Origin of the sequence: Paraburkholderia sp. (assembly GCF_028283785.1) — a bacterium.
Taxonomy (GTDB): Bacteria; Pseudomonadota; Gammaproteobacteria; order Burkholderiales; family Burkholderiaceae; genus Paraburkholderia.
The window spans coordinates 423,926-443,598 of sequence record NZ_JAPWKB010000019.1 but is presented as its reverse complement, the minus strand read 5'-3'; the positions used below and the strand labels follow the sequence as shown (position 1 = coordinate 443,598).

General features: G+C 62.1%; 18 protein-coding genes and 3 tRNA genes. 9 read left to right on the top strand and 12 right to left on the bottom strand.

Features of this window, described 5'->3' with window-relative positions:
* Positions 1-15: 15 nt before the first annotated feature.
* The 8 genes from PW947_RS24295 to PW947_RS24260 form a co-directional block, all read right to left on the bottom strand.
* Positions 16-1,785, bottom strand: a complete 1,770-nt coding sequence (locus tag PW947_RS24295; RefSeq protein ID WP_299634948.1) for a glycosyltransferase family 2 protein — start codon at positions 1,783-1,785, stop codon at positions 16-18.
* Positions 1,782-3,524, bottom strand: a complete 1,743-nt coding sequence (locus PW947_RS24290; RefSeq protein WP_299634947.1) for an AMP-binding protein — start codon at positions 3,522-3,524, stop codon at positions 1,782-1,784. The genes PW947_RS24295 and PW947_RS24290 overlap by 4 nt, the downstream gene beginning before the upstream one ends.
* Complete coding sequence (locus tag PW947_RS24285; protein ID WP_299635985.1) at positions 3,521-4,162, bottom strand: hypothetical protein; 642 nt, start codon at positions 4,160-4,162, stop codon at positions 3,521-3,523. Before PW947_RS24285 ends, PW947_RS24290 begins: the two co-directional genes overlap by 4 nt.
* Positions 4,163-4,182: 20 nt before the next feature.
* Positions 4,183-4,434, bottom strand: a complete 252-nt coding sequence (locus PW947_RS24280; RefSeq protein ID WP_299634946.1) for an acyl carrier protein — start codon at positions 4,432-4,434, stop codon at positions 4,183-4,185.
* 4 nt (positions 4,435-4,438) lie between these two features.
* Positions 4,439-4,756: a phosphopantetheine-binding protein gene (locus tag PW947_RS24275; protein ID WP_299634945.1), complete on the bottom strand. Its 318-nt coding sequence runs from the start codon at positions 4,754-4,756 to the stop codon at positions 4,439-4,441.
* On the bottom strand, positions 4,731-5,525 hold the full coding sequence (locus PW947_RS24270) for a lysophospholipid acyltransferase family protein (protein ID WP_299634944.1): 795 nt from the start codon (positions 5,523-5,525) through the stop codon (positions 4,731-4,733). The genes PW947_RS24275 and PW947_RS24270 overlap by 26 nt, the downstream gene beginning before the upstream one ends.
* Positions 5,509-6,252 (bottom strand): beta-ketoacyl synthase chain length factor, encoded by a 744-nt coding sequence (locus tag PW947_RS24265; RefSeq protein WP_299634943.1) that lies wholly within the window; start codon positions 6,250-6,252, stop codon positions 5,509-5,511. The genes PW947_RS24270 and PW947_RS24265 overlap by 17 nt, the downstream gene beginning before the upstream one ends.
* A gap of 537 nt (positions 6,253-6,789) precedes the next feature.
* Positions 6,790-7,494 (bottom strand): DUF4136 domain-containing protein, encoded by a 705-nt coding sequence (locus tag PW947_RS24260; protein WP_299634942.1) that lies wholly within the window; start codon positions 7,492-7,494, stop codon positions 6,790-6,792.
* Between the two features lie 392 nt (positions 7,495-7,886).
* On the opposite strand from PW947_RS24260, the gene pepN reads away from it, so the two are divergent.
* The 5 genes from pepN to PW947_RS24235 all read left to right on the top strand — a co-directional run bounded on the left by pepN (position 7,887) and on the right by PW947_RS24235 (position 13,661).
* Positions 7,887-10,592: an aminopeptidase N gene (gene pepN / locus PW947_RS24255; protein WP_299634941.1), complete on the top strand. Its 2,706-nt coding sequence runs from the start codon at positions 7,887-7,889 to the stop codon at positions 10,590-10,592.
* Between the two features lie 229 nt (positions 10,593-10,821).
* Positions 10,822-11,838: a class 1 fructose-bisphosphatase gene (locus PW947_RS24250; RefSeq protein WP_299634940.1), complete on the top strand. Its 1,017-nt coding sequence runs from the start codon at positions 10,822-10,824 to the stop codon at positions 11,836-11,838.
* 54 nt (positions 11,839-11,892) lie between these two features.
* A tRNA-Thr gene (locus PW947_RS24245) sits at positions 11,893-11,968 on the top strand.
* Between the two features lie 669 nt (positions 11,969-12,637).
* On the top strand, positions 12,638-12,787 hold the full coding sequence (locus tag PW947_RS24240) for a hypothetical protein (RefSeq protein ID WP_299634939.1): 150 nt from the start codon (positions 12,638-12,640) through the stop codon (positions 12,785-12,787).
* A 265-nt stretch (positions 12,788-13,052) separates the two neighbouring features.
* On the top strand, positions 13,053-13,661 hold the full coding sequence (locus tag PW947_RS24235) for a chorismate mutase (RefSeq protein WP_299634938.1): 609 nt from the start codon (positions 13,053-13,055) through the stop codon (positions 13,659-13,661).
* A 15-nt stretch (positions 13,662-13,676) separates the two neighbouring features.
* On the opposite strand, the gene PW947_RS24230 is transcribed toward PW947_RS24235, so the two are convergent.
* Together PW947_RS24230 and PW947_RS24225 are read right to left on the bottom strand one after the other, a co-directional pair.
* Complete coding sequence (locus PW947_RS24230) at positions 13,677-14,834, bottom strand: exonuclease domain-containing protein (RefSeq protein ID WP_299634937.1); 1,158 nt, start codon at positions 14,832-14,834, stop codon at positions 13,677-13,679.
* A gap of 428 nt (positions 14,835-15,262) precedes the next feature.
* Positions 15,263-15,466, bottom strand: a complete 204-nt coding sequence (locus PW947_RS24225) for a cold-shock protein (RefSeq protein WP_299634936.1) — start codon at positions 15,464-15,466, stop codon at positions 15,263-15,265.
* Between the two features lie 422 nt (positions 15,467-15,888).
* Between PW947_RS24225 and PW947_RS24220 the strand changes: the two genes are divergently transcribed.
* Both PW947_RS24220 and PW947_RS24215 read left to right on the top strand, forming a co-directional pair.
* Positions 15,889-16,134 (top strand): hypothetical protein, encoded by a 246-nt coding sequence (locus PW947_RS24220; protein WP_299634935.1) that lies wholly within the window; start codon positions 15,889-15,891, stop codon positions 16,132-16,134.
* Positions 16,135-16,733: 599 nt separating this feature from the next.
* Positions 16,734-17,882, top strand: a complete 1,149-nt coding sequence (locus tag PW947_RS24215) for a porin (protein ID WP_299634934.1) — start codon at positions 16,734-16,736, stop codon at positions 17,880-17,882.
* Positions 17,883-18,021: 139 nt separating this feature from the next.
* Here the strand turns inward: PW947_RS24215 and greB are convergent, their stop codons facing one another.
* Positions 18,022-18,591 (bottom strand): transcription elongation factor GreB, encoded by a 570-nt coding sequence (greB, locus tag PW947_RS24210; RefSeq protein WP_299634933.1) that lies wholly within the window; start codon positions 18,589-18,591, stop codon positions 18,022-18,024.
* 122 nt (positions 18,592-18,713) lie between these two features.
* Here greB and PW947_RS24205 point away from each other — a divergent pair.
* Positions 18,714-18,790, top strand: a tRNA-Arg gene (locus PW947_RS24205).
* 113 nt (positions 18,791-18,903) lie between these two features.
* Positions 18,904-18,980 (top strand) — tRNA-Arg (locus tag PW947_RS24200).
* A gap of 87 nt (positions 18,981-19,067) precedes the next feature.
* Here PW947_RS24200 and PW947_RS24195 read toward each other — a convergent pair.
* On the bottom strand, positions 19,068-19,556 hold the full coding sequence (locus tag PW947_RS24195; protein ID WP_299634932.1) for a phage protein NinX family protein: 489 nt from the start codon (positions 19,554-19,556) through the stop codon (positions 19,068-19,070).
* Positions 19,557-19,673 lie beyond the last annotated feature (117 nt).

Below are 19,673 nucleotides of genomic sequence, written 5' to 3'. Positions count from 1 at the left end.
TCGTTCTGCCTTGCGTCATGCCCGCTCATTCGCGCCCCCGTGAGGACGCGCCCAGAAATCGAAGAAATTGAACCATTGATACGGCGCCTTGCGGCAGTAGTGTTCGAGACGCGTGGCGTAGCGCTGCGCCCACGCGGCGACATGCTCGGCGCGCGCCTTGCGCGGCAGGTCGATGCGCTCCGCGAACGGCTCGAAATACAACCGGTAACCATCGCGCTCTTTCAGGCAGAAGAACAGATAAACCGGGCAGCCGAGCGCGTGCGCGAGCACGTACGGGCCTTGCGCGAACGGTGCGGTGGCGCCGAGAAACTGCGCGTCGGTGGTGCGACCGGCTTCGTGCGCCGGAACCCGATCGCCGACTATCACCAGCAGCTCGCCCGCATCGACGCGCTGCTGCATCATCATCGCCGTTTCCGGACCGAAATCGCCGACTTCCACGAGATGGTCCGCGAACTGCCGGTTCGCCGACGCCAGCACGCTGTTGAAGCGACGCGCGTGGCTCGTGTAGACGATCGCGGTGACTTTGGTGTGCGCGCCGCGCACGGCCAGCGCGCGACACATTTCGAGGTTGCCGAGATGCGCGCCGATCACCAGCGCGCCGCGTCCGCTCGCGGCCAGCGCCTCGAACGCGGACGGATCTTCGAAACGCACGTCGGTGTCGTTCACCTGCCCCGACCACGCGGCCAGTTTGTCGAAGCCGGATTGCGCGAACGCCAGCATATGCCGGTACGCGGAACACCAGCCCGGACGCGGCGTGAGTTGCTGCGGCGCGGCGTCGTGCAGACGCGCGAAATAGGCATTCGACGCGTCGCGCGCGGCTTTGCCCGTCAACAGAAAATAGGCGACGACCGGATGCAGCCACAAAGCGGTGAAGCGTCGGCCGAACAACCGGCAGCTCAGCGCCAGCAACGACATGCCGAGATGACTGCCGCGCTCGTTGATCCGCCACCAGTCTTTCGCGACGGCAGACCCGGACGAGGACGAAGTCGACGGCAGCGCCGGACCCGCGGCCTTGCGCGGCATGAACTTATGCGCGATCAGCATCGGCAGGCGCAGCAGCATGCCGGTCACGAGCCGCGTATGGCTGCGGCTGATCCGCACGTTGTCCCACAGCACGTCGAAATGCGACACGCCGTCGGTGGCGTAGACCACGCGGGTCGGGATCGCCCGGAACGCGATGCGCCGCCAGTACAGCCGCACCAGAATCTCGATGTCGAAATCCATCCGGGTCGGCAGCGTCACGCTGTCGATCAACGCACATGCGACGTCGAGCGGGTAAAGACGGAATCCGCACATCGAATCGCGGATCGTCAGCGACAAGGTTTCGATCCACACCCACACGTGCGTCAGATAGCGGCCGTACAGGCGCGACTTCGGCACGCTGTCGTCGTAGACCGGACGGCCGAGAATCACCGCGCCCGGTTCGGCGCGCGCGGCATCGAGAAAGCGCGGCACGTCGGCGGCGTCGTGCTGGCCGTCGGCGTCGATCTGCAACGCGTGCGTGAAACCGGCGTCGCGTGCGGCGCGCAAACCCGCCATCACGGCCGCGCCCTTGCCGCCGTTGACGGGCAGACGCAGCAGCGTCAGGCGACCAGCGTACTGCGCGGCGAGCGCGGCCAGCACGATTTGCGTCGCGTCGTCGCTACCGTCATCGACGACGATCAGCGGCAAATCGTGCACAGCCAGATTCGCGACCGTCCCGCCGATCGCATCCTTGTGGTTGTAGATCGGAATCACGATGCAGGCGTCGAGCGCCTTGACCGCGCCCGTGTCTTTCACGCTCATGCGGGCTCCCGATCCTGAACCTGAATTTGATCCTGATCCCGGTACACGATCACACCCGACGCGCAATCGCGCTCGCCCAGCCGAAACGCAAACTGCACGCGACGCCGCGCGCGATCCAGCGTCAAGGTCAGATCGAGCAACGCGCCCGGGTAGACCGGCGCGGTGAACTTCAGCTTTTCCAGCGAGCCGAAAGCGCGCGCATCGTCCACCTGTCCGGCGGCGAGCCGCATCGCCCAGTCCACCTGGACGACGCCCGGCAAAATCGGCAAGCCTGGAAAATGCCCGGCGAAATGGATCAGCGTCGGCGGCACGCGAAGCTCGTAGCGCAGCACGTCGCCGTCGCGGGTTTCGGCCAGCACTTCGACGCCGTCGGCGCGCGCATCGAATGCCGCCGCCACTGCCGCGGCGGGCAGCTTGCCGCGCGCGTCGAACGGCAACGCGACGCGGAACCGCCAGTGACGCGGCAACGCCACCACATCGACATACGCGGCCAGATGACGACGCAGCGTTTTCGCGAGCCGCACGCGCCCTTCCGCGCGCAACGCGCCGACGCCGTCGCCGCTCAGCACGACCACGGCGCCGACCCGATCGCGGTTCGCGCCGTCGAGCGGCACCACCGCCACTTGCGACACATACGGATGCAGCGCGAGCCGCGCTTCGAGTTCAGGCAGCGACACGCGTTTGCCGGCCAGCTTGATCACGCGATCGAGCCGTCCTTGCAGGCGGAAGCGGCCGGCGTCGTCGAACGCGATCAGGTCGTCGGTGCGATGCCAGTCGTCGTGACCGAGATGCGGCGACCGCACGCTCAGCGCGCCGTCGGCTTCCCGGCGCACGTCGATGCCGGTTACCGGCGTCCACGCGTCGCCCGCATCCTGGCGTCGCCACGCGATGCCGCCGGTTTCGGTGCTGCCGTAGATTTCGAGCGGTGCGGCGTCGAAGGTCGCGGCGTAGGTGCGCGCGGTCTCGGCGGCGAGCGGGCCGCCCGACGAAAAGAACCCGCGCGGCGCGGGATCGAGCGATGCGAAACCGGACAGCGCCGGCCAGCGCGACAGCTGCGCAGGCGTCGAGACGACCAGCGCGGTGCCGCATTGCGCGAGTCGCGTCTGCAACTGCAACGGCTCGATCATCAACTGACGATCGAACGCGCGGCCGGCCGCGAGCGGCCACATCACGCGAAACAGCAAGCCGTAAATATGATGGTGCGGCACGCCGGAGAGCATCGTCGCGCCGTCGGCGAGCGCGCCGAACTGCGCTTCGAGCGTATGGACTTCGGCGTCGAACTGCGCGAGCGTCTTGCGGATCGGCTTGGGCGTGCCGCTGCTGCCCGACGTGAACAACGTCAACGGCGCAAGCGGATCGATGCGGCGGGCGCGTGGTGCTGCGGCAGACGTGGACGCGGGATTCGCCAGCAACGCGGCAATCTGCGCGTCGTCGAGCAGAAGATCGTAGGCATCGGCGAGATCGGCCAGATAACCGGGCGTTGCGTTCGCCGGAATCACCGGATGCTTGCCGCTGCCGAACAGCGCGAACAGCGCGCACGCGAAATCGAACGGATCGTCGATGCACAGCGCGTAGCGCTGCGCGGCTTGCGTGTCGAATGCCGCGGCGAGCGTCGACACGCGCGCGACGAACGCGGCGAAGTCGAGCGTCGCCGCGCCGTCGCGACACACCGGCGTGCCGGCCGGATGCGCGAAAGGCGCGTCGGCGGATGCGTCGAGCAGATCGTGAAGATGGATCATGCGCGCTCCGTGCGCGCAGCGCGCGGCAACACGACGAGGTAACGCCAGATGATTTCGCCGACCAGCAGCACGCCGATCAGACCGTAAGCGATCGCGCCGTTATACAGCGACCACGCGTCGCCGGACCAGCAAAATGCGGTGTACGCGGAAAACGCGCCGTTCAGCGCGAAAAACGCGCACCAGATTTGCGTGACGCGCCGGGTATGGCGGATTGCGCCTTCGGTCAACTCGCGCGTGCCGAGACGCGCGAATTTTTCGATCATCGACGGGCCGCGCACGAGTGTCGCGCCGAACGCGACCAGCAGTCCGAGATTCACCAGCGACGGATACAGCCGCAGCAACAGTTCGCTGTTCGTGACGACGATCGCCGCCGACGCGCAGCTCAACAGCGCGGCGACCCACCAGTCGACCGCGGTCAGCCGGCGCAGCGAGGTCGCGACCACGCCCGAGCCTGCCCAGCGCTGCAGCCACAGCAACGCAAACAGCAGACACCCGATAAAGCGCGGCGAATCCCAGCGCCACGCCAGCAGAATCAACGCCGGATAAGCGAGCTTCAGCGCGATCTGAACAATCCCGCGCAGCCAGCCGCGCGCGCCGCTGGGCGCGCTGGGCGTTGCCGCGGCGGCGGTCTCCTCCACGTCGGACGGCACGGCGTGCGTCAACCCTGCGCGGCCAGCAACGACTCGACAGCGGCAATCACGTCGCCTACCGTGCGCACCGATTTGAACTCTTCCGGCTTGATGCGGCGGCCCGTCATTTCCTGCAGTTTGATCGCGAGATCGACGGCATCGATGCTGTCGAGATCGAGGTCTTCGAACAGGTTCGCGTCGGGCGTCACCTGCGCAGGGTCGATCCCGAAGTTCTCTTTGAAAATGGCGCGGATGCGCTCAAGAATCTCTACGTCAGTCACGGTTTTACTCCCCCTTGTCTTGCACGTGTTGCGTGTCTTGCGCAACGTCCGCAGTAGGCGCCGATGCGCGCTGGCTGGCGACGAACGCCGCCAGCGTGCTGATCGAGCGGAAATGCTCGCGCGTGCGCTCGTCGTTCGCTGCAACGGTCAATTGGTATTGTTTGCGCAGCACGATGCCGATTTCGAGCGCGTCGATCGAGTCGAGACCGATGCCGTCCGTATCGAACAGCGGCGCGTCGTCGTCGATATCGGACGGGCTCATGTCTTCCAGATCGAGCGCCTCGATCAGAAGCTGTTTAATTTCCAGTTTTAAAGAATCCATAATCGAACAGGTGCCGGGTAATGTGGGCTTCAATGGCATGCGTAACATGGCGCGCGGCCATCGCCGGCGACGCGTCGTGCGCGGCGAGCGGACCGACCGCGACCGGGTCGAGCACGTTCACACGCATCCGGAACGCGCGTGGCGGCACGTCGTACCAGCGCATCTGCTTGGTAAAAGCGGGCGGATCGCAATCCATCAGGACAGGCAACACCGGCGCGCCGGCTTGCAGCGCCATATGCGCGAAGCCGCGTGAAAAAGCATGCAGACGGTTCGGCGCGGGACTGCGCGTGCCTTCCGGGAATACGATCACCGTATAGCCTGCCGCCAGCTGACGCGCGCCCGCTTCGACCAGCGCGAGCGGGTCGGCATTGCTGACGTATTCGGCTGCGCGGACGATCCCCCAGAAACACGGATTGCCCCAATGCGCGTTTTTCACGACGCAGCATGCGCGCGGTGTCATCGACAGCAGGACCATCACGTCGAGATAGGTCGGATGGTTCGCGACCACGATGGCCGGGCTGCAATCGCGCAAAGCCGCCGCGCCGCTCGCATCGACGCGCATCACGCGTGCATGTTGCAGCACCGCGACCAGCAGCCGGAAAAAGCAGTAGATCACGAAGGTGACCGCGCGCTGCCGCGAGGCCCGATGCGGCCACAGCCACGCGAACGGAAAGACCAGCACCGAAAACAGCAGGCCGCACACGCCGAACACGACGAAAGCCAGTCCGGTTGCGAACAGGCGCCACAGGTAATCAAGCCGCGGTGTCATACCAGCTCCATTGCCAGCGCGAATGCGACCCTTGCCAGGACGAAAGCTGCTGCGTCGACAGACAGTGCAGCACGGCTTCGCTTTGTGTCGGGAACCGGTGCGACGCGTCGGCGGGAGCGGCTGCATCCGTATCGGACGGGGGCGCATCGCCCGTGCCCGCGCCGGTGCGGCACGTCAGTTCGCCTATGACCGCGCGATTGTCCAGCAAGATGGCGACGGCGCCGCCCTGCACCTCGTCTTCGATCGTGCCGAAGGACGGATCGGCGGGTTCGTCCGCATAGATCAGCAATACCGGCGAGGTCGGATCGGTTGCGTATTGCGCGTGCGCTTCGAGCAACGCGTAGCCCAGCGTCTCCGCGCCCGCCGACAGCGCGCTCGCCGCCGACCGGTCGCCGCGCGAAATGCCGAGGATGCCGGTCATCGCGTTCAATACGGACAGGCCGAAAGCCGTCGGCGAAACCGGCTCGCCGGCGCTGATCGCGCGCAGGATGTCGGTGGTGCGGCGCAACTCGCCGTGCCGCGACGCGAACACCACGCGCGCTTCGGGCTGATCCGCGACGCAATCGTGCGCAACCCGCAAAGCGATCTTCGACAGTGTGCTCAGACGACGCCGCACGATCGGCTCGATAAAACCGATGTCGGGTGCGGCGGCAGTTGCGGCTGGAACTGGGGTGGCAGGCCAGCAAGACCAGCGAGCAACCGGAATGGTCCAATGCAGATCGGGCATAGCGGTGTTCGCGCGCAGGGAAGAGACGTGACGGCAGCAAGCCGATCATCGCGCCGACCGGATCGGCGCATTCAGCGCGTCAACCCGGACCGACAAACTCAACCGGGCTGCGCCAGTATTTTGGTGTTCGTTATAAGTTCGTATGATTAACGGCAAGTGACCCTGATTACTTTACCCAGGCACTCACCATTGTCCGGATTCACTCAGACTCCCCGAGGACGCCGGAATCATACTCAAAATCCGCAATTAAATCAGCCATTGCTTGAGACAAGTATGGTGGATTAATTCGGCGATAAAAGACGTATCCATCTGTATCCATCTGAAACGTGGCCGCCAGCGTCGCGGGGACGCCCGGCGCGGCGGGCGTGCAGCGAGCGGCGATCGCGTGCGCGGTCTTTCGCGCGGCGCGACCGGCCGTCAATATTTCGAATTGCTTACAGAGGGCATGCACCCAATCCCGCGGTTTGACGCCGCGTGCGGGATTGGGTGAAAGGAGAGTCAGCAGGTGTAAGACAGACGCACAGGATGGCGTGGCGTTTATTGCGGCGGCTTGACCGTCGTGCCCGGCGGCGCTTGCGTGCCCGCGCCAACCGGTGCGACCGCGACTTCGTTCGATGCGCCGCCGTTCTTGTCGACCGGCAGACGCACCGTGCGCACGACGCCGTTGCCGAGCGGGAAATCCGCGAGCGCGCTGCGGGCCAGATACGGCAGCGCCCGAACCAGCGACGGCTCGTCGCCGGCCGTGCGCGCGGTCACGTTATAGACTTCCTTGCCGGTGGCCTTGTCCGTGATACGGATGCCCAGCATGTGCGAAAACACCGGATAGCTTTGATCCACGTAACCTGCCGGGAACGGACCGAACGGCCCCCACGGATCGAGCGGACGCCCCCAGCCCCAGTACGGACCCGGCCACGGGTTGTAATAGACCGGCTGCGACACCGTCACGGTATTGGTCCGCGAGCCGTAATTCAGCCCGACCATGTAATGCGCGCTGGCGGGATCGACCTCGCGGAAAGCATGCGTGGACAGTTCATTGGCGACTGCGCGCTCGTAGGTTGCCTGCTCCAGATTGTTCTGCTGCTCGGTGGCGCGCGAGAACGCATAGGTGCGCGTCGCGTCGCTGCCGCTCCAGTTGGAGAACGCCGTGACCTGACTGGTCACGTAGGTGGTGCAACCGGACAGCATCGCTGTCAGTGCGACGAGCGCCAGAGCGGCGCACCGGATCCATCGATCGAACATCATGGTCTGCCTCAGTTTCCTGTATTGCCGATGCGGCCTTCGCGGCCGCGCGTGCCGTCACGAATGGAACGATTTCGCGGGGCTGCTTATTCCCGCTTCTTCCGCACGGCATGCACACCCGATCCGGCCTCGATCGCCGCGCCGACGAGCGCGACAGACGTGCGCCAGATAATACGCTGACCGGTTCGACAGGTAAAAGGTTCGCCCGTGTACGCGCCATTTTGCTTGCCGATCGCTACCGTTGATGACGGCGCGGCGCACGGCACGCGTCGCGATCCGACGAGGGGGTTCCGCACAATCGGCCGAGCCTTTGTACAATGGCTCGACACGCCCGCCGTGCGCGATGCGCGCGAGCGGCTCAAGGTTGCCCCACTTTCCAGAACAACCCGAACGCTATGGCCGATACCGCAACGCCCAATGTGATCCGACGCGCCGACTACGCGCCGCCCGCTTTCCTGATCGATTCCGTCGAACTGGAGTTCGACCTCGTGCCGGAACGCACCGTCGTCAGGAACACGATGCGGATGCGCCGCAACCCCGACGCCACGCGCGCGGCTCACCTCGAACTGATGGGCGAACAACTCGATTTCGTGGGTGCGACGATCGACGGCAAGCCGTATCAGTCGGTGCATGCACACGAACACGGACTGATCGTCGACAGCGTGCCCGACCTGTTCGAACTGTCCATCACGAGCGTCTGCAACCCGGCGGAAAACACCACGCTGTCCGGCCTGTATGTGTCCGGCGGCAACTTCTTCACCCAGTGCGAGGCCGAGGGCTTTCGCCGTATCACCTACTTCCTCGACCGTCCGGACGTGATGGCGACGTACACGGTGACGCTGCGCGCGGACAAGTCCGCGTATCCGGTGCTGCTGTCGAACGGCAATCTGCTGGAAGAAGGCGACCTGCCCGACGGCCGCCATTTCGCCCGCTGGGAAGACCCGTTCAGGAAGCCGAGTTATCTGTTCGCGCTGGTCGCGGGCAAGCTGGTCGCGCTGGAAGAACGCGTGAAAAGCGGCTCGGGCAAGGAAAAACTGCTGCAGGTCTGGGTCGAGCCGCACGATCTCGACAAGACCCAGCACGCGATGGACTCGCTGGTGAACTCGATCCGTTGGGACGAACAGCGCTTCGGGCTGGAACTGGATCTGGACCGCTTCATGATCGTCGCCGTCAGCGACTTCAACATGGGCGCGATGGAAAACAAAGGCCTCAACATCTTCAACACCAAGTACGTGCTGGCGAACCCGGAAACCGCAACGGACACCGATTTCGCGAACATCGAGGCGGTGGTCGGTCACGAGTACTTCCACAACTGGACCGGCAACCGCGTCACCTGCCGCGACTGGTTCCAACTGAGCCTGAAGGAAGGGCTGACGGTGTTCCGCGACCAGGAGTTCTCGGCCGACATGGCCGGCGGCGCAACCGATGAAGCCGCCCGCGCCACCAAGCGCATCGAAGACGTCCGCGTGCTGCGCCAGATGCAGTTCGCCGAAGACGCCGGTCCGATGGCGCATCCGGTACGCCCGGAAAGCTACGTCGAGATCAACAACTTCTACACGATGACCGTCTACGAGAAAGGCTCGGAAGTCGTGCGGATGTATCAGACGCTGTTCGGCCGCGACGGCTTCCGCAAGGGCATGGATCTGTATTTCGAGCGGCATGACGGCCAGGCCGTCACCTGCGACGATTTCCGCTTTGCGCTGGCCGACGCGAACGGCCGCGACCTCGCGCAATTCGAACGCTGGTACAGCCAGGCAGGCACGCCGCGTGTGTCCGTGCGCACCCATTACGACGCTGCCCGGCAAACCTATCGGCTGACGCTCACGCAGGGTTACGGCGAAGGCTCGCCGGCCGCGCGCGAAACGCAGAAGGGACCGCTGCTGATTCCGTTCGCGATCGGCCTGATCGGCGCGGACGGCAAGGATCTGCCGCTGCGCCTCGAAGGCGAAACCGAAGCCGCGCCGTCCACCACGCGCGTGCTCGAATTCACGCAAATCGAACAAAGCTTCACGTTCACGGGCGTGACCGGCAAGCCGCTGCCGTCGCTGCTGCGCAATTTCTCGGCGCCGGTGATCGTCGAATACGACTATCCGGCTGAAGAACTGGCGTTCCTGCTCGCGCACGACAGCGATCCGTTCAACCGCTGGGAGGCCGGCCAGCGCCTCGCCACGCGTGAATTGCTCAATCTCGCGAGCCGCGCCGCCGAAGGCGCCGCGCTGCAACTCGACGACACCGTGGTCGCGGCGTTCGCGCGGGTTCTGACCGATGCATCGCTGTCGCCGGCGTTCCGCGAACTGGCGTTGATGCTGCCGTCGGAGACGTATCTGGCCGAGCAGATGACCGAATCGAATCCGGCCGCCGTCCATGTCGCGCGTCAGTTCGTCCGCCGTCGTCTTGCCAACGCGCTGAAGGCCGACTGGCTGAAGGTCTACGAGCAGAACCAGACGCCGGGCGAATACGAAGCGACGCCGGTGGCGTCCGGTCATCGCGCGCTGAAGAATCTGGCGCTGTCGTATCTGGTCGAAGCGGACGACACCGCCGACGCCGTGCGTCTCGCGTCCGCGCAATATGCGTCGGCGAACAACATGACGGATCGGGCGGCGGCCTTGTCGACGCTGCTGAACGTGTCGGCAGCGGGCGGCGACGACCACGCGCAAAAGGCGGCTCAAGCGGCGCTCGACGATTTCTATCGTCGCTTCGAAAAAGAACCGCTCGTGATCGACAAGTGGTTCGCGATGCAGGCAACCCAGCGCGGCAGCGCGCAACGTCCGGTGATCGACATCGTGCGCAAGCTGATGGCGCATCCGGCGTTCAACATCAAGAACCCGAATCGGGCGCGCTCGCTGATTTTCAGTTTCTGTGCGGCGAATCCGGCGCAGTTCCACGCAGAAGACGGCTCCGGCTATGCGTTCTGGGCCGAACAGGTGATCGCGCTCGACGCGCTGAATCCGCAGGTTGCGGCGCGGCTCGCGCGGTCGCTGGAGTTGTGGCGCCGTTTCACGCCGAAGCTGCGCGACGGCATGCGCGGCGCGCTGGAGAAGGTCGCGGCGCAAGTGAAGTCACGCGATGTGCGGGAAATCGTCGAAAAAGCGTTGGGCTGAACTCCGCGCCGACTCGTGCGCGTCCGTCGTCGCGCGAGTCTGTGTCTTTCTGTAAAAAGCCGGCCTTCGTGGCCGGCTTTTTGTTTTTCCGACGCGATGCCATGCGCCGGAGCGCGTCCGGTTGCGCGCCTGACGCCCGCAGCAGCTTGGCGCCGCCGCGAAAAGCGCGGGGCCGTCACGGTGAGCAGGTAAAATCGAGACAATCCTTTTGCCCTTCCGGAGTACAGCAATGAGTTTGCAACGACGTACCACTCTCACGAAGTATCTGATTGAGCAGCAGCGCGAGAACAATAACCTGCCGGCGGACTTGCGTCTGTTGATCGAAGTCGTCGCACGCGCGTGCAAGGCGATCAGCTACCACGTCAGCAAGGGCGCGCTGGGCGATGCGCTCGGCACGGCGGGCAGCGAGAACGTGCAAGGCGAAGTACAGAAGAAGCTCGACATCCTGTCGAACGAAATCCTGCTCGAAGCCAACGAATGGGGCGGCAACCTCGCGGGCATGGCATCGGAAGAGATGGAACAGTTCTTCCCGATTCCGGCCAACTATCCGAAGGGCGAATATCTGCTGGTGTTCGATCCGCTCGACGGTTCGTCGAACATCGACGTGAACGTATCGATCGGCACGATCTTTTCGGTGTTGCGTTGTCCGGACGGCCAGCAGCCGACCGAGCAATCGTTCCTGCAACCCGGCACGCAGCAGGTCGCGGCGGGTTACGCGGTGTACGGTCCGCAGACGGTGCTGGTGCTGACGACCGGCAACGGCGTGAACTGCTTCACGCTCGACCGCGAACTCGGTTCGTGGGTGCTGACGCAAAGCGACATGCGTATTCCGGTCGATACGCGCGAATTCGCGATCAACGCGTCGAACGAGCGTCACTGGTATGCACCCGTCGAGCAATACGTCGATGAACTGAAGGCGGGTAAAGAAGGCTCGCGTCAGGAAGATTTCAACATGCGCTGGATCGCTTCGATGGTCGCGGACGTGCATCGGATCCTGAATCGCGGCGGCATCTTCATGTACCCCGCCGACAAGCGCACGCCGGACAAGCCGGGCAAGCTGCGTCTGATGTATGAAGCGAACCCGATGGCATTTATCGTCGAACAGGCGGGCGGCGCGGCGACCAACGGCGAAAAGCGCATTCTCGATATCGTGCCGAAGAGCTTGCATGAGCGTGTCGCGGTGTTCCTCGGCTCGAAGAACGAAGTCGATCGCGTGACCCGTTACCATCTCGAAGCAAAAAAATGAGTGGGGGGCTTTACAAGCTCATAAACAGGTCACTATAATCTTGTTTCTCCTGATGCCGGAATAGCTCAGACGGTAGAGCAGCGCATTCGTAATGCGAAGGTCGGGGGTTCGATTCCTCTTTCCGGCACCAACAAGATTCGAGCAGTAGACGTATTCAGAACCCGCGCTAATCGCAAGATTGCGCGGGTTTTTGTTTTGGCGTCCCACTTCGCCGCGATGCATCTTTTTGCGCTGCCCTACTCGCGCGAACGCTCGCCTTCGTCGTTTCGTGGCACGTGATCTTCCCCCTTCATTTCCCCCGCCGCTCGCTCCGCATCCGCAGCATTCGCCGTGACCGTTTTCGCGGGCACGCAGTTTGCTAACTTGTTCCCTTGTGCGTCGCTTAACGAGATTCGCAAAATACTGATTGCCGGACGTCAACGATTTGCAGAAAGCGTCGTTAACCCGATTAGTGGAACTGTATCGATGGGCTTTCTATTTGCTTAAGGCATCCAGTAGAAAACACCGATCCCGCAGATGAATGGCAAGAAAGAATGACTGGTGCAGCACATTAGCGAGCGTGAAATGCTGCATCGAAGCACAGGCGTGGTGGCTGGGGAGAACCCGAATTACGCTGATAAATGCGCGTAAATGGTGCCCCGAAATCGGGCAATCGTTAAATTGTATTGAAACGGCTTCATTACAGGCGCGTCTGTGCCGTTAAAGCAACACACACACGTTGAAAGCCTGGATGCGGGATTCGCAGCATTGTGCGAATCCAACACCGAGGCAGATAATCAATCCGTAAAGGAGAACCGTCATGGATGCCAAACCACCGAAGATTCCGAGCCCCGATAAAGTTTTCACACCGGATACGGAACCCGCTGGCGTCGAGTTTCTCGGCGCTGAATTACCTGAGCATGTTCGTGCTTTTTTCGACGAGCAGCGTAAATCGTTTGAACAGAAGTAATCTTTAGCCGCATTGCAGCATGTGTGGTTTGCACGCGCTGTATGACGAACGTTCGCGCTCGCATTTTCCGGGAATGCGCGCCTGCTGTCGTTTAGCGGTATGTTTTATCGCTGGGTTGCCTGATCCGGCGGATGGGTGTGCACGCTTCGACGGCCTGCGCATCGTTCGCGTTGCTCGCGCGAAAATCTTCAATCGCGAATAATTCGCGCCAGTTCGTCTATCCTCTTGCTTTTCCGCTTCGCGCCGACCGGCGCAGTGATCTTCCATGAATCGTTCGAATCGCACGCGGCGCGTCATCGGCACGCTGACCTTGTGGACTCTTTTCGCGACGGCGCAAATTGTGCCCGGTCAGGCTTATGCGGACGGCGACGACACCTCGTTGACCAATCTGATCTCACTCGCGTCGCAACGGCTCGCGCTCGCGGAGCCGGTCGCGCGATGGAAATGGGCGAACCATCAGCCGATCACCGATGCACCCCGCGAAGCCGCGCTGCTCAAGGACGTGGTTGCCCGTGCCAAGTCGGCCGACGTCGATCCGGCCTTCGCGACTGCGTTTTTCCAGGATCAGATCGATGCCAGCAAGGACGTGCAGAACGGATTATTCGCGACCTGGCGCGCGACGCGGCCACCGGAAGGCACCCCGCCGGACCTCGCGACCAGCACGCGGCCGCAACTGGACACGCTAACGAAGGCGATGATCGCCGCGCTCGCGCGGGTGCAACCGCTTCGCGCGACGCCGGATTGTCCGACGCGGGTGGCACAGGGCATTTCCAACTGGCAATCGCTGACGCGCTACGACTCGGCGCGCTCGGCCGCGTTGAACCGCGCGTTGGGCCATGTTTGCGAGACAGGCGGCGTCGGCGCGACGGGCTGAGCGCCCATTCGGACGTCAGGCGACGCTTGCCACTCCGATCACGACAGGCAGCGTCACCGCCAACGGCATCACGCGCAGACCGCGGGCCAGATGCGATTGCAGAATCCGGAACGTGGACAACTCGAACGCGCCGTCGGTGTGGGATGCGTGCAGACGGCTCGCATCGTCGAGTGTCGGCGCATGGCCGACATAGCGCCAGCGATCGACAATATGAAACGCACGCGGTCCAGGCTCGGCGTCGCGCTCTTCGAACACGATCGGACCGTCGAACGGCCACGGCGCATCGGCCGGATCGCTCTTCGCGACACGCTGCACCCGGTTGTGCGGGGGCCGCATCGTCGCAATCCATTGCGCCTCGACCAGCATCGCGCCAAGTTCCCCGCCAGTTGCCCGCCATTCCACCCGACGGATCTGCTGCGCAAGCCGAAGATCCTTCGCCGACCGACGCTCGCCTGTCAGATGCGCCCGCAACCGCTGGCGCACACGCACGCTGCGTCCCACGTAGAGCGGCGCATCGGCTTCCCCGTAAAACACATAAACCCCACAACCGGCCGGCGCGGTCTCAAGCAGATCTTCATCGATATCGCCGGCCAGCCGATATCGACGCATCGTCCGGTCGATTTGCGCGCGCAGCGCATCGACCGGCACGAGGCCGGGCAAGCGTTGCCAGAATTGCCAGATCAGATCGGCATCCGCGAGCGCGCGATGTCGATCGGACGGCACCAGCCTGTGGCGTTCGACCAGCGCGTCGAGTCCGTGACGTTTTTCGGCGGGAAACAGCGCTCGCGACAGACGAACCGTGCACAACACGTCGGGATTGAATGCGAATCCCGCGCGGCGGAATTCGCTACGCAGGAAGCCCCGGTCGAAACTCGCGTTGTGCGCGACGAACAGCTTTCCGTCGAGGCGCGCGAACAACTCGGGCGCGATCGCGTCGAAAGTCGGTGCGCCGCGCACCATGGCGTCGGTGATGCCGGTGAGTTGCTGGATAAACGGTGGGATGGGCTGTTGCGGGTCGACCAGCGTGCTCCAGCGCGTCACGCCCTGCGGCCCGATCTCCACCACACCCACTTCAGTGATGCGATGTTCGCCGGTCGAACCACCGGTCGTTTCAAGATCGACGAATACGATCGGCTCGTCGAACGCGACGGCAGGCAAAGACAAATCAGACATGTGGACGAATAGAAGGAAGCGCGGCAATACCGAATAGCGGGAAGTATGCACCAGTTGACGCGCTCGCACCTGAAACAAGTTCGCCACGCGAGGTCACGCACGACGCGAGATCACCGATTATCTCCCGCGTCCAGAAAGCCCGACTTTCACCACATATTGCGAAGCTGCAGAGAATATATAAACCGTCCGGGCGGAATCTTATTAGCGGCTTCGGGGCGAAAGATTCTGAAAAAATAAAACACATAATTAGTTTAAACCCTGATTTCGATACTGCTCCGGACAAGCTGAAACCGCTTTGATGTCCGGTTGATGAAATTCATCATCTGGGCGAGCGGAAAAAGAAAAAGCCCTCGACGATGCGAGGGCTTTTTTCTTTGCGTCGCAGCGACCGTTGCCGGCGCCGCGTGATGCTGTCTGGTGCTACGTGCTTACAGCGGCTGGATGTTCGCAGCCTGCTTGCCCTTCGGGCCCGTCTTGACTTCGAAGGAAACGCGCTGGTTTTCTTTCAGCGACTTGAAGCCTTCGCTGCGAATTTCCGAGAAATGAGCAAACAGATCGTCGCCACCTGCGTCCGACGTGATAAAGCCAAAGCCCTTAGCATCGTTGAACCATTTTACGATACCGGTTTCCATATTCCAGTTTCCCTCGAGATTTTGAATGAATCGGGCATTGCCCTCACCGCCGACTACGATGCAATCCCCCAGTTTGACTGGAGGCCATGACAACCTTTACGCCGCCACATTTGCCAATCGAAAATTCAGCTTTGTTGTTATACGGTGGCCAAACATCGGGCGTCAAGCAATTTTTAGATAGCGACTTAACGTGAAGGGATATTAGTCAACCTTTAATAATGTTTCTCCGATTCACGCTAAGTGTTCCCGGTAGTTACTGAATGCGGTGCGTCATTATTACGTCATACCGGATCACACATCCGGGCAATAGAAAAATTTCCCGATTAATGTAACAAAATCTGTTTTTCGTAAGTGTTTGTCCCGGTTGTGTTCCAGGATTTGGGCTCGCAAGATGAATCTGTTGTCTGCAAAGGGAGGTTGCTATGCACATCCACGATATTCGCCACTTCATCGCCCGGTTGATGGGATCACGCGACGCGGTATCAGCCGATACATCGTCGGTTACGAAAAGCGCGCGTTCCACCCTGGAATTCGATCCGAACTGGCACGGGGATCACTGGCAGAACCTGCTGTCATCCCCAATGGACGCGCGGCATTACGTGATGGAAGATTGGACATTCGCGACACCGCTCGACTTCGAACCGACAGGCGTCGCTCACGCGCGCTAATAGATAGCGGTTTCGAACCAGCGGAAGCGAGTGATTAGCGGCAAATACGCGTGGCGAAAGCCGCGCGTTTCGTATGGACAAAAAAAGAGCGCGACTGGAAAGTCGCGCCGACAAAGGTTTGGAGATCTTTTTCTGCAACGAAAAAGTCTGCTTCGAGAAGCAGTGATCTCAGTGTACAGGGATTGCCCCTTTCAATTGAGCGCGCAATCGGCAATCAACCGTTCCACATTCAACAACAATCAGTGTTCACACATTTTTTCAGAGGTTACCTGTTGTTTTCACAGGTCATTTCTTGTAGTAAATCAGCAACGCAGTTTGATTGACACACCCCCTCCGTACTTCCCCGAATGCCCGGAAAGCCTTATGCATCAAGGCTTCAGCGGCGAAAATCCACAATTTCCGATCGAGTAATACGTTATTGCGGATTTCGGAATGTCCCCGCTGCGACCGCGTCTCTACACTTTGCCTGTCCGGAAACGAACGCGCTGTTGTCCTCATAGCGCGTTGTCATGCGAACCGTCGCCTCTCGCAGCGACCGCGTGACAGGTTTCCTTCAAGCCTGGGTTCAAGAAACCCACTCTGCTCTCGGAGTTATAAAGATGAAAAAGACACTCATGGTCGCGGCCCTGTCGGGCGTTTTCGCAACGGCAGCTCATGCACAAAGCAGCGTTACGCTGTACGGCCTGATCGACGCCGGCATCACTTACTCGAACAACCAGCACGGCCACAGCAACTGGCAAGAAACGAGCGGTTCGGTGAACGGCAGCCGTTTCGGCCTGCGTGGCGCTGAAGATCTGGGTGGTGGCCTGAAGGCTATCTTCACGTTGGAAAACGGCTTCGGCATCAACGACGGCACGATGAAGCAGAACAGCCGTCTGTTCGGTCGCCAGGCTTTCGTCGGTCTGTCGAGCAACCAGTTCGGTACGGTCACGCTGGGTCGTCAGTACGACAGCATGGTTGACTACGTCGGCCCGCTGTCGCTGACCGGCACGCAATACGGCGGCACGCAGTTCGCCCACCCGTTCGACAACGACAACCTGAACAACTCGTTCCGCGTCAACAACTCGGTCAAGTACCAAAGCACGAACTACGGCGGCTTCAAGTTCGGCGCGTTGTATGGCTTCTCGAACCAAGCTGACGGCTTCGCGAACAACCGCGCATACAGCGCCGGCGCGTCGTACAACTACGGCGGCCTGAATGTCGCAGCGGCTTACCTGCAACTGAACAGCAACGCAACGCTGGGCAACGCAACGGCGTTCAACTCGAGCGGCGCACTGTCGGGCGACAACACGTTCTTCGCTGGCCGCCAGCAAACGTGGGGCGCAGGCGCGAACTACACGTTCGGCCCGGCAACGGCTGGCCTCGTGTACTCGCAAACGAACCTGTCGCAACTGAACGGCATCGGCGCTTCGGCATCGGGCGTCAGCGGCGGTCTGGGTCTGAACGGCAGCAGCGCTCACTTCCAGAACGTCGAAGCGAACGCACGCTACGCGCTGACGCCGGCACTGAGCATCGCTGGTTCGTACACGTACACCCGCGCGAGCCTGGAAGGTACGCGTCCGCACTGGAACCAGTTCAACCTGCAAACGGCGTATGCGCTGTCGAAGCGCACCGACGTCTACCTGCAAGGCGAATACCAGCAAGTCAGCGAAAACAACATCGTCAACGCCGACATCAATGGTCTGGGCGCTTCGTCGAGCAACAACAAGCAAATCGCTGTGACGGCTGGTCTGCGTCACCGCTTCTAAGCTGCGAGCAGTATCCGCAGTATGAAAAAGGCGCCCTCGGGCGCCTTTTTTTATGGTCTCGCAGACGATGCGTTGATACGTGCGACCGTGAATGCATCACCGCGAACCCACACAGCCCGCGTCGGCCCATCAGCGCGCGTCAGCCGCCCTCGTCCGGCGGCGGATACGTGACGTCGAGCACCTCGATCGGCTCCTGTCCTACGGGCGTATAGAGCGTCACCTGATCGCCGATCTTCGCCTTCAGCAGCGCGCGCGCAACCGGCGAAATCCAGCTGACGTGCCCGCGATCCAGATCGACCTCGTCGACACCGACGATCGTCACCGTATGCGCCTCGCCGTCTTCCGTCGAATACTCGACGGTCGCACCGAAGAACACCTGATCGATGTTCTCCTGACGGCTGCTGTCCACCACTTCCGCGAGATCGAGCCGCTTGGTCAGAAAGCGGATACGCCGGTCTATTTCGCGCAGACGACGCTTGCCGTAGATGTAATCGCCGTTCTCCGAGCGATCGCCGTTCGACGCCGCCCACGACACCAGCTTCACGACCTCCGGCCGCGCCTCGTCGATCAGATGCAGCAACTCATCGCGCATCCGTCGATAACCCGGCGGCGTGATGTAATTCTTCGTGCCCGGCGGCATGGCCGGTTGGGCGGCGTCGAGATCGTCGTCGTTCTCTTCGCTCGACTCTTTAACAAAGGCCTTGTTCATGATGATCCGTTCGACTGCAGCGAAACTACTGCCTAGCAAGGGTACACGATTGGGCCAATCAGACAAATCGCAGAAGGGGCTTCCATTTTTGGTGGGACTTGCCTATAATCTCGTTTCTGCGTGCGGCTGTAGCTCAGTTGGATAGAGTACTTGGCTACGAACCAAGGGGTCGTGGGTTCGAATCCTGCCAGCCGCACCACTTATTAAGAGGGCCTCCCTCCGGGGAGGCCCTTCCGTTTCACCGGGTTTGCATTCATCGCAATCCGCGCTGTTGAAAGACAGCAAGCAGAATCAGTTGTTTAGTTTTAGCGTGCGGCTGTAGCTCAGTTGGATAGAGTACTTGGCTACGAACCAAGGGGTCGTGGGTTCGAATCCTGCCAGCCGCACCACCCTTAAAGGGCCTTCCAAACGGAAGGCCCTTTATCTTTTCTGCGACGGTTTTTCCACACGTCGCGTTAGTCGATCACAGTGCCCGTTCAACGCGGCGCCGACTGAATGTCCCCAATCTTGCCATCGGGTGTCGGAATATCTTCGACTGAACGGACGGCGGTCTGCTCACCGATCGGTTCCGCGCGCACGCCGACCAGCGCCTGCGCCTGATGCAAGACATCGTCCACACTATCGCCGAAGCGACTCGCGACAAACGCCCGCAACAACGCGATCCGCAACGAATCGCCGCGACCTTCTACCGTCCGATGCCCGCCTTCGAAATCCGCGACGCAATGCGACTCGCCGTGGCTCGCCCGCTCGCGTAATTCAAGCCGTTGCGCACGCTCGAGCACCGACGCCGCCGCTTCCCACGACGTCGAAGGCGTGAAGCGTCCGTCCCACGCGCGTCCGCGATCGCTGCCGCGAATCGCCACGGTTTCGCCGCTGTCGGTGAAGTGGATCTCGCGCACGAAGTCGTGCAGGCTGCGCGCGACCCAATAGTCGAGCGCCACGCCGTTCAAATCCGATACGTTCATTGCGTTCCCCCTAAAGATTCACGTGAGACTGCCGGCTGACGCGCGGGTTCAGACGCATTGGAACCCGGCCCGCGATCACAGCCATTCCTTCGACAATCGAACAAGCAATAAAAAGGC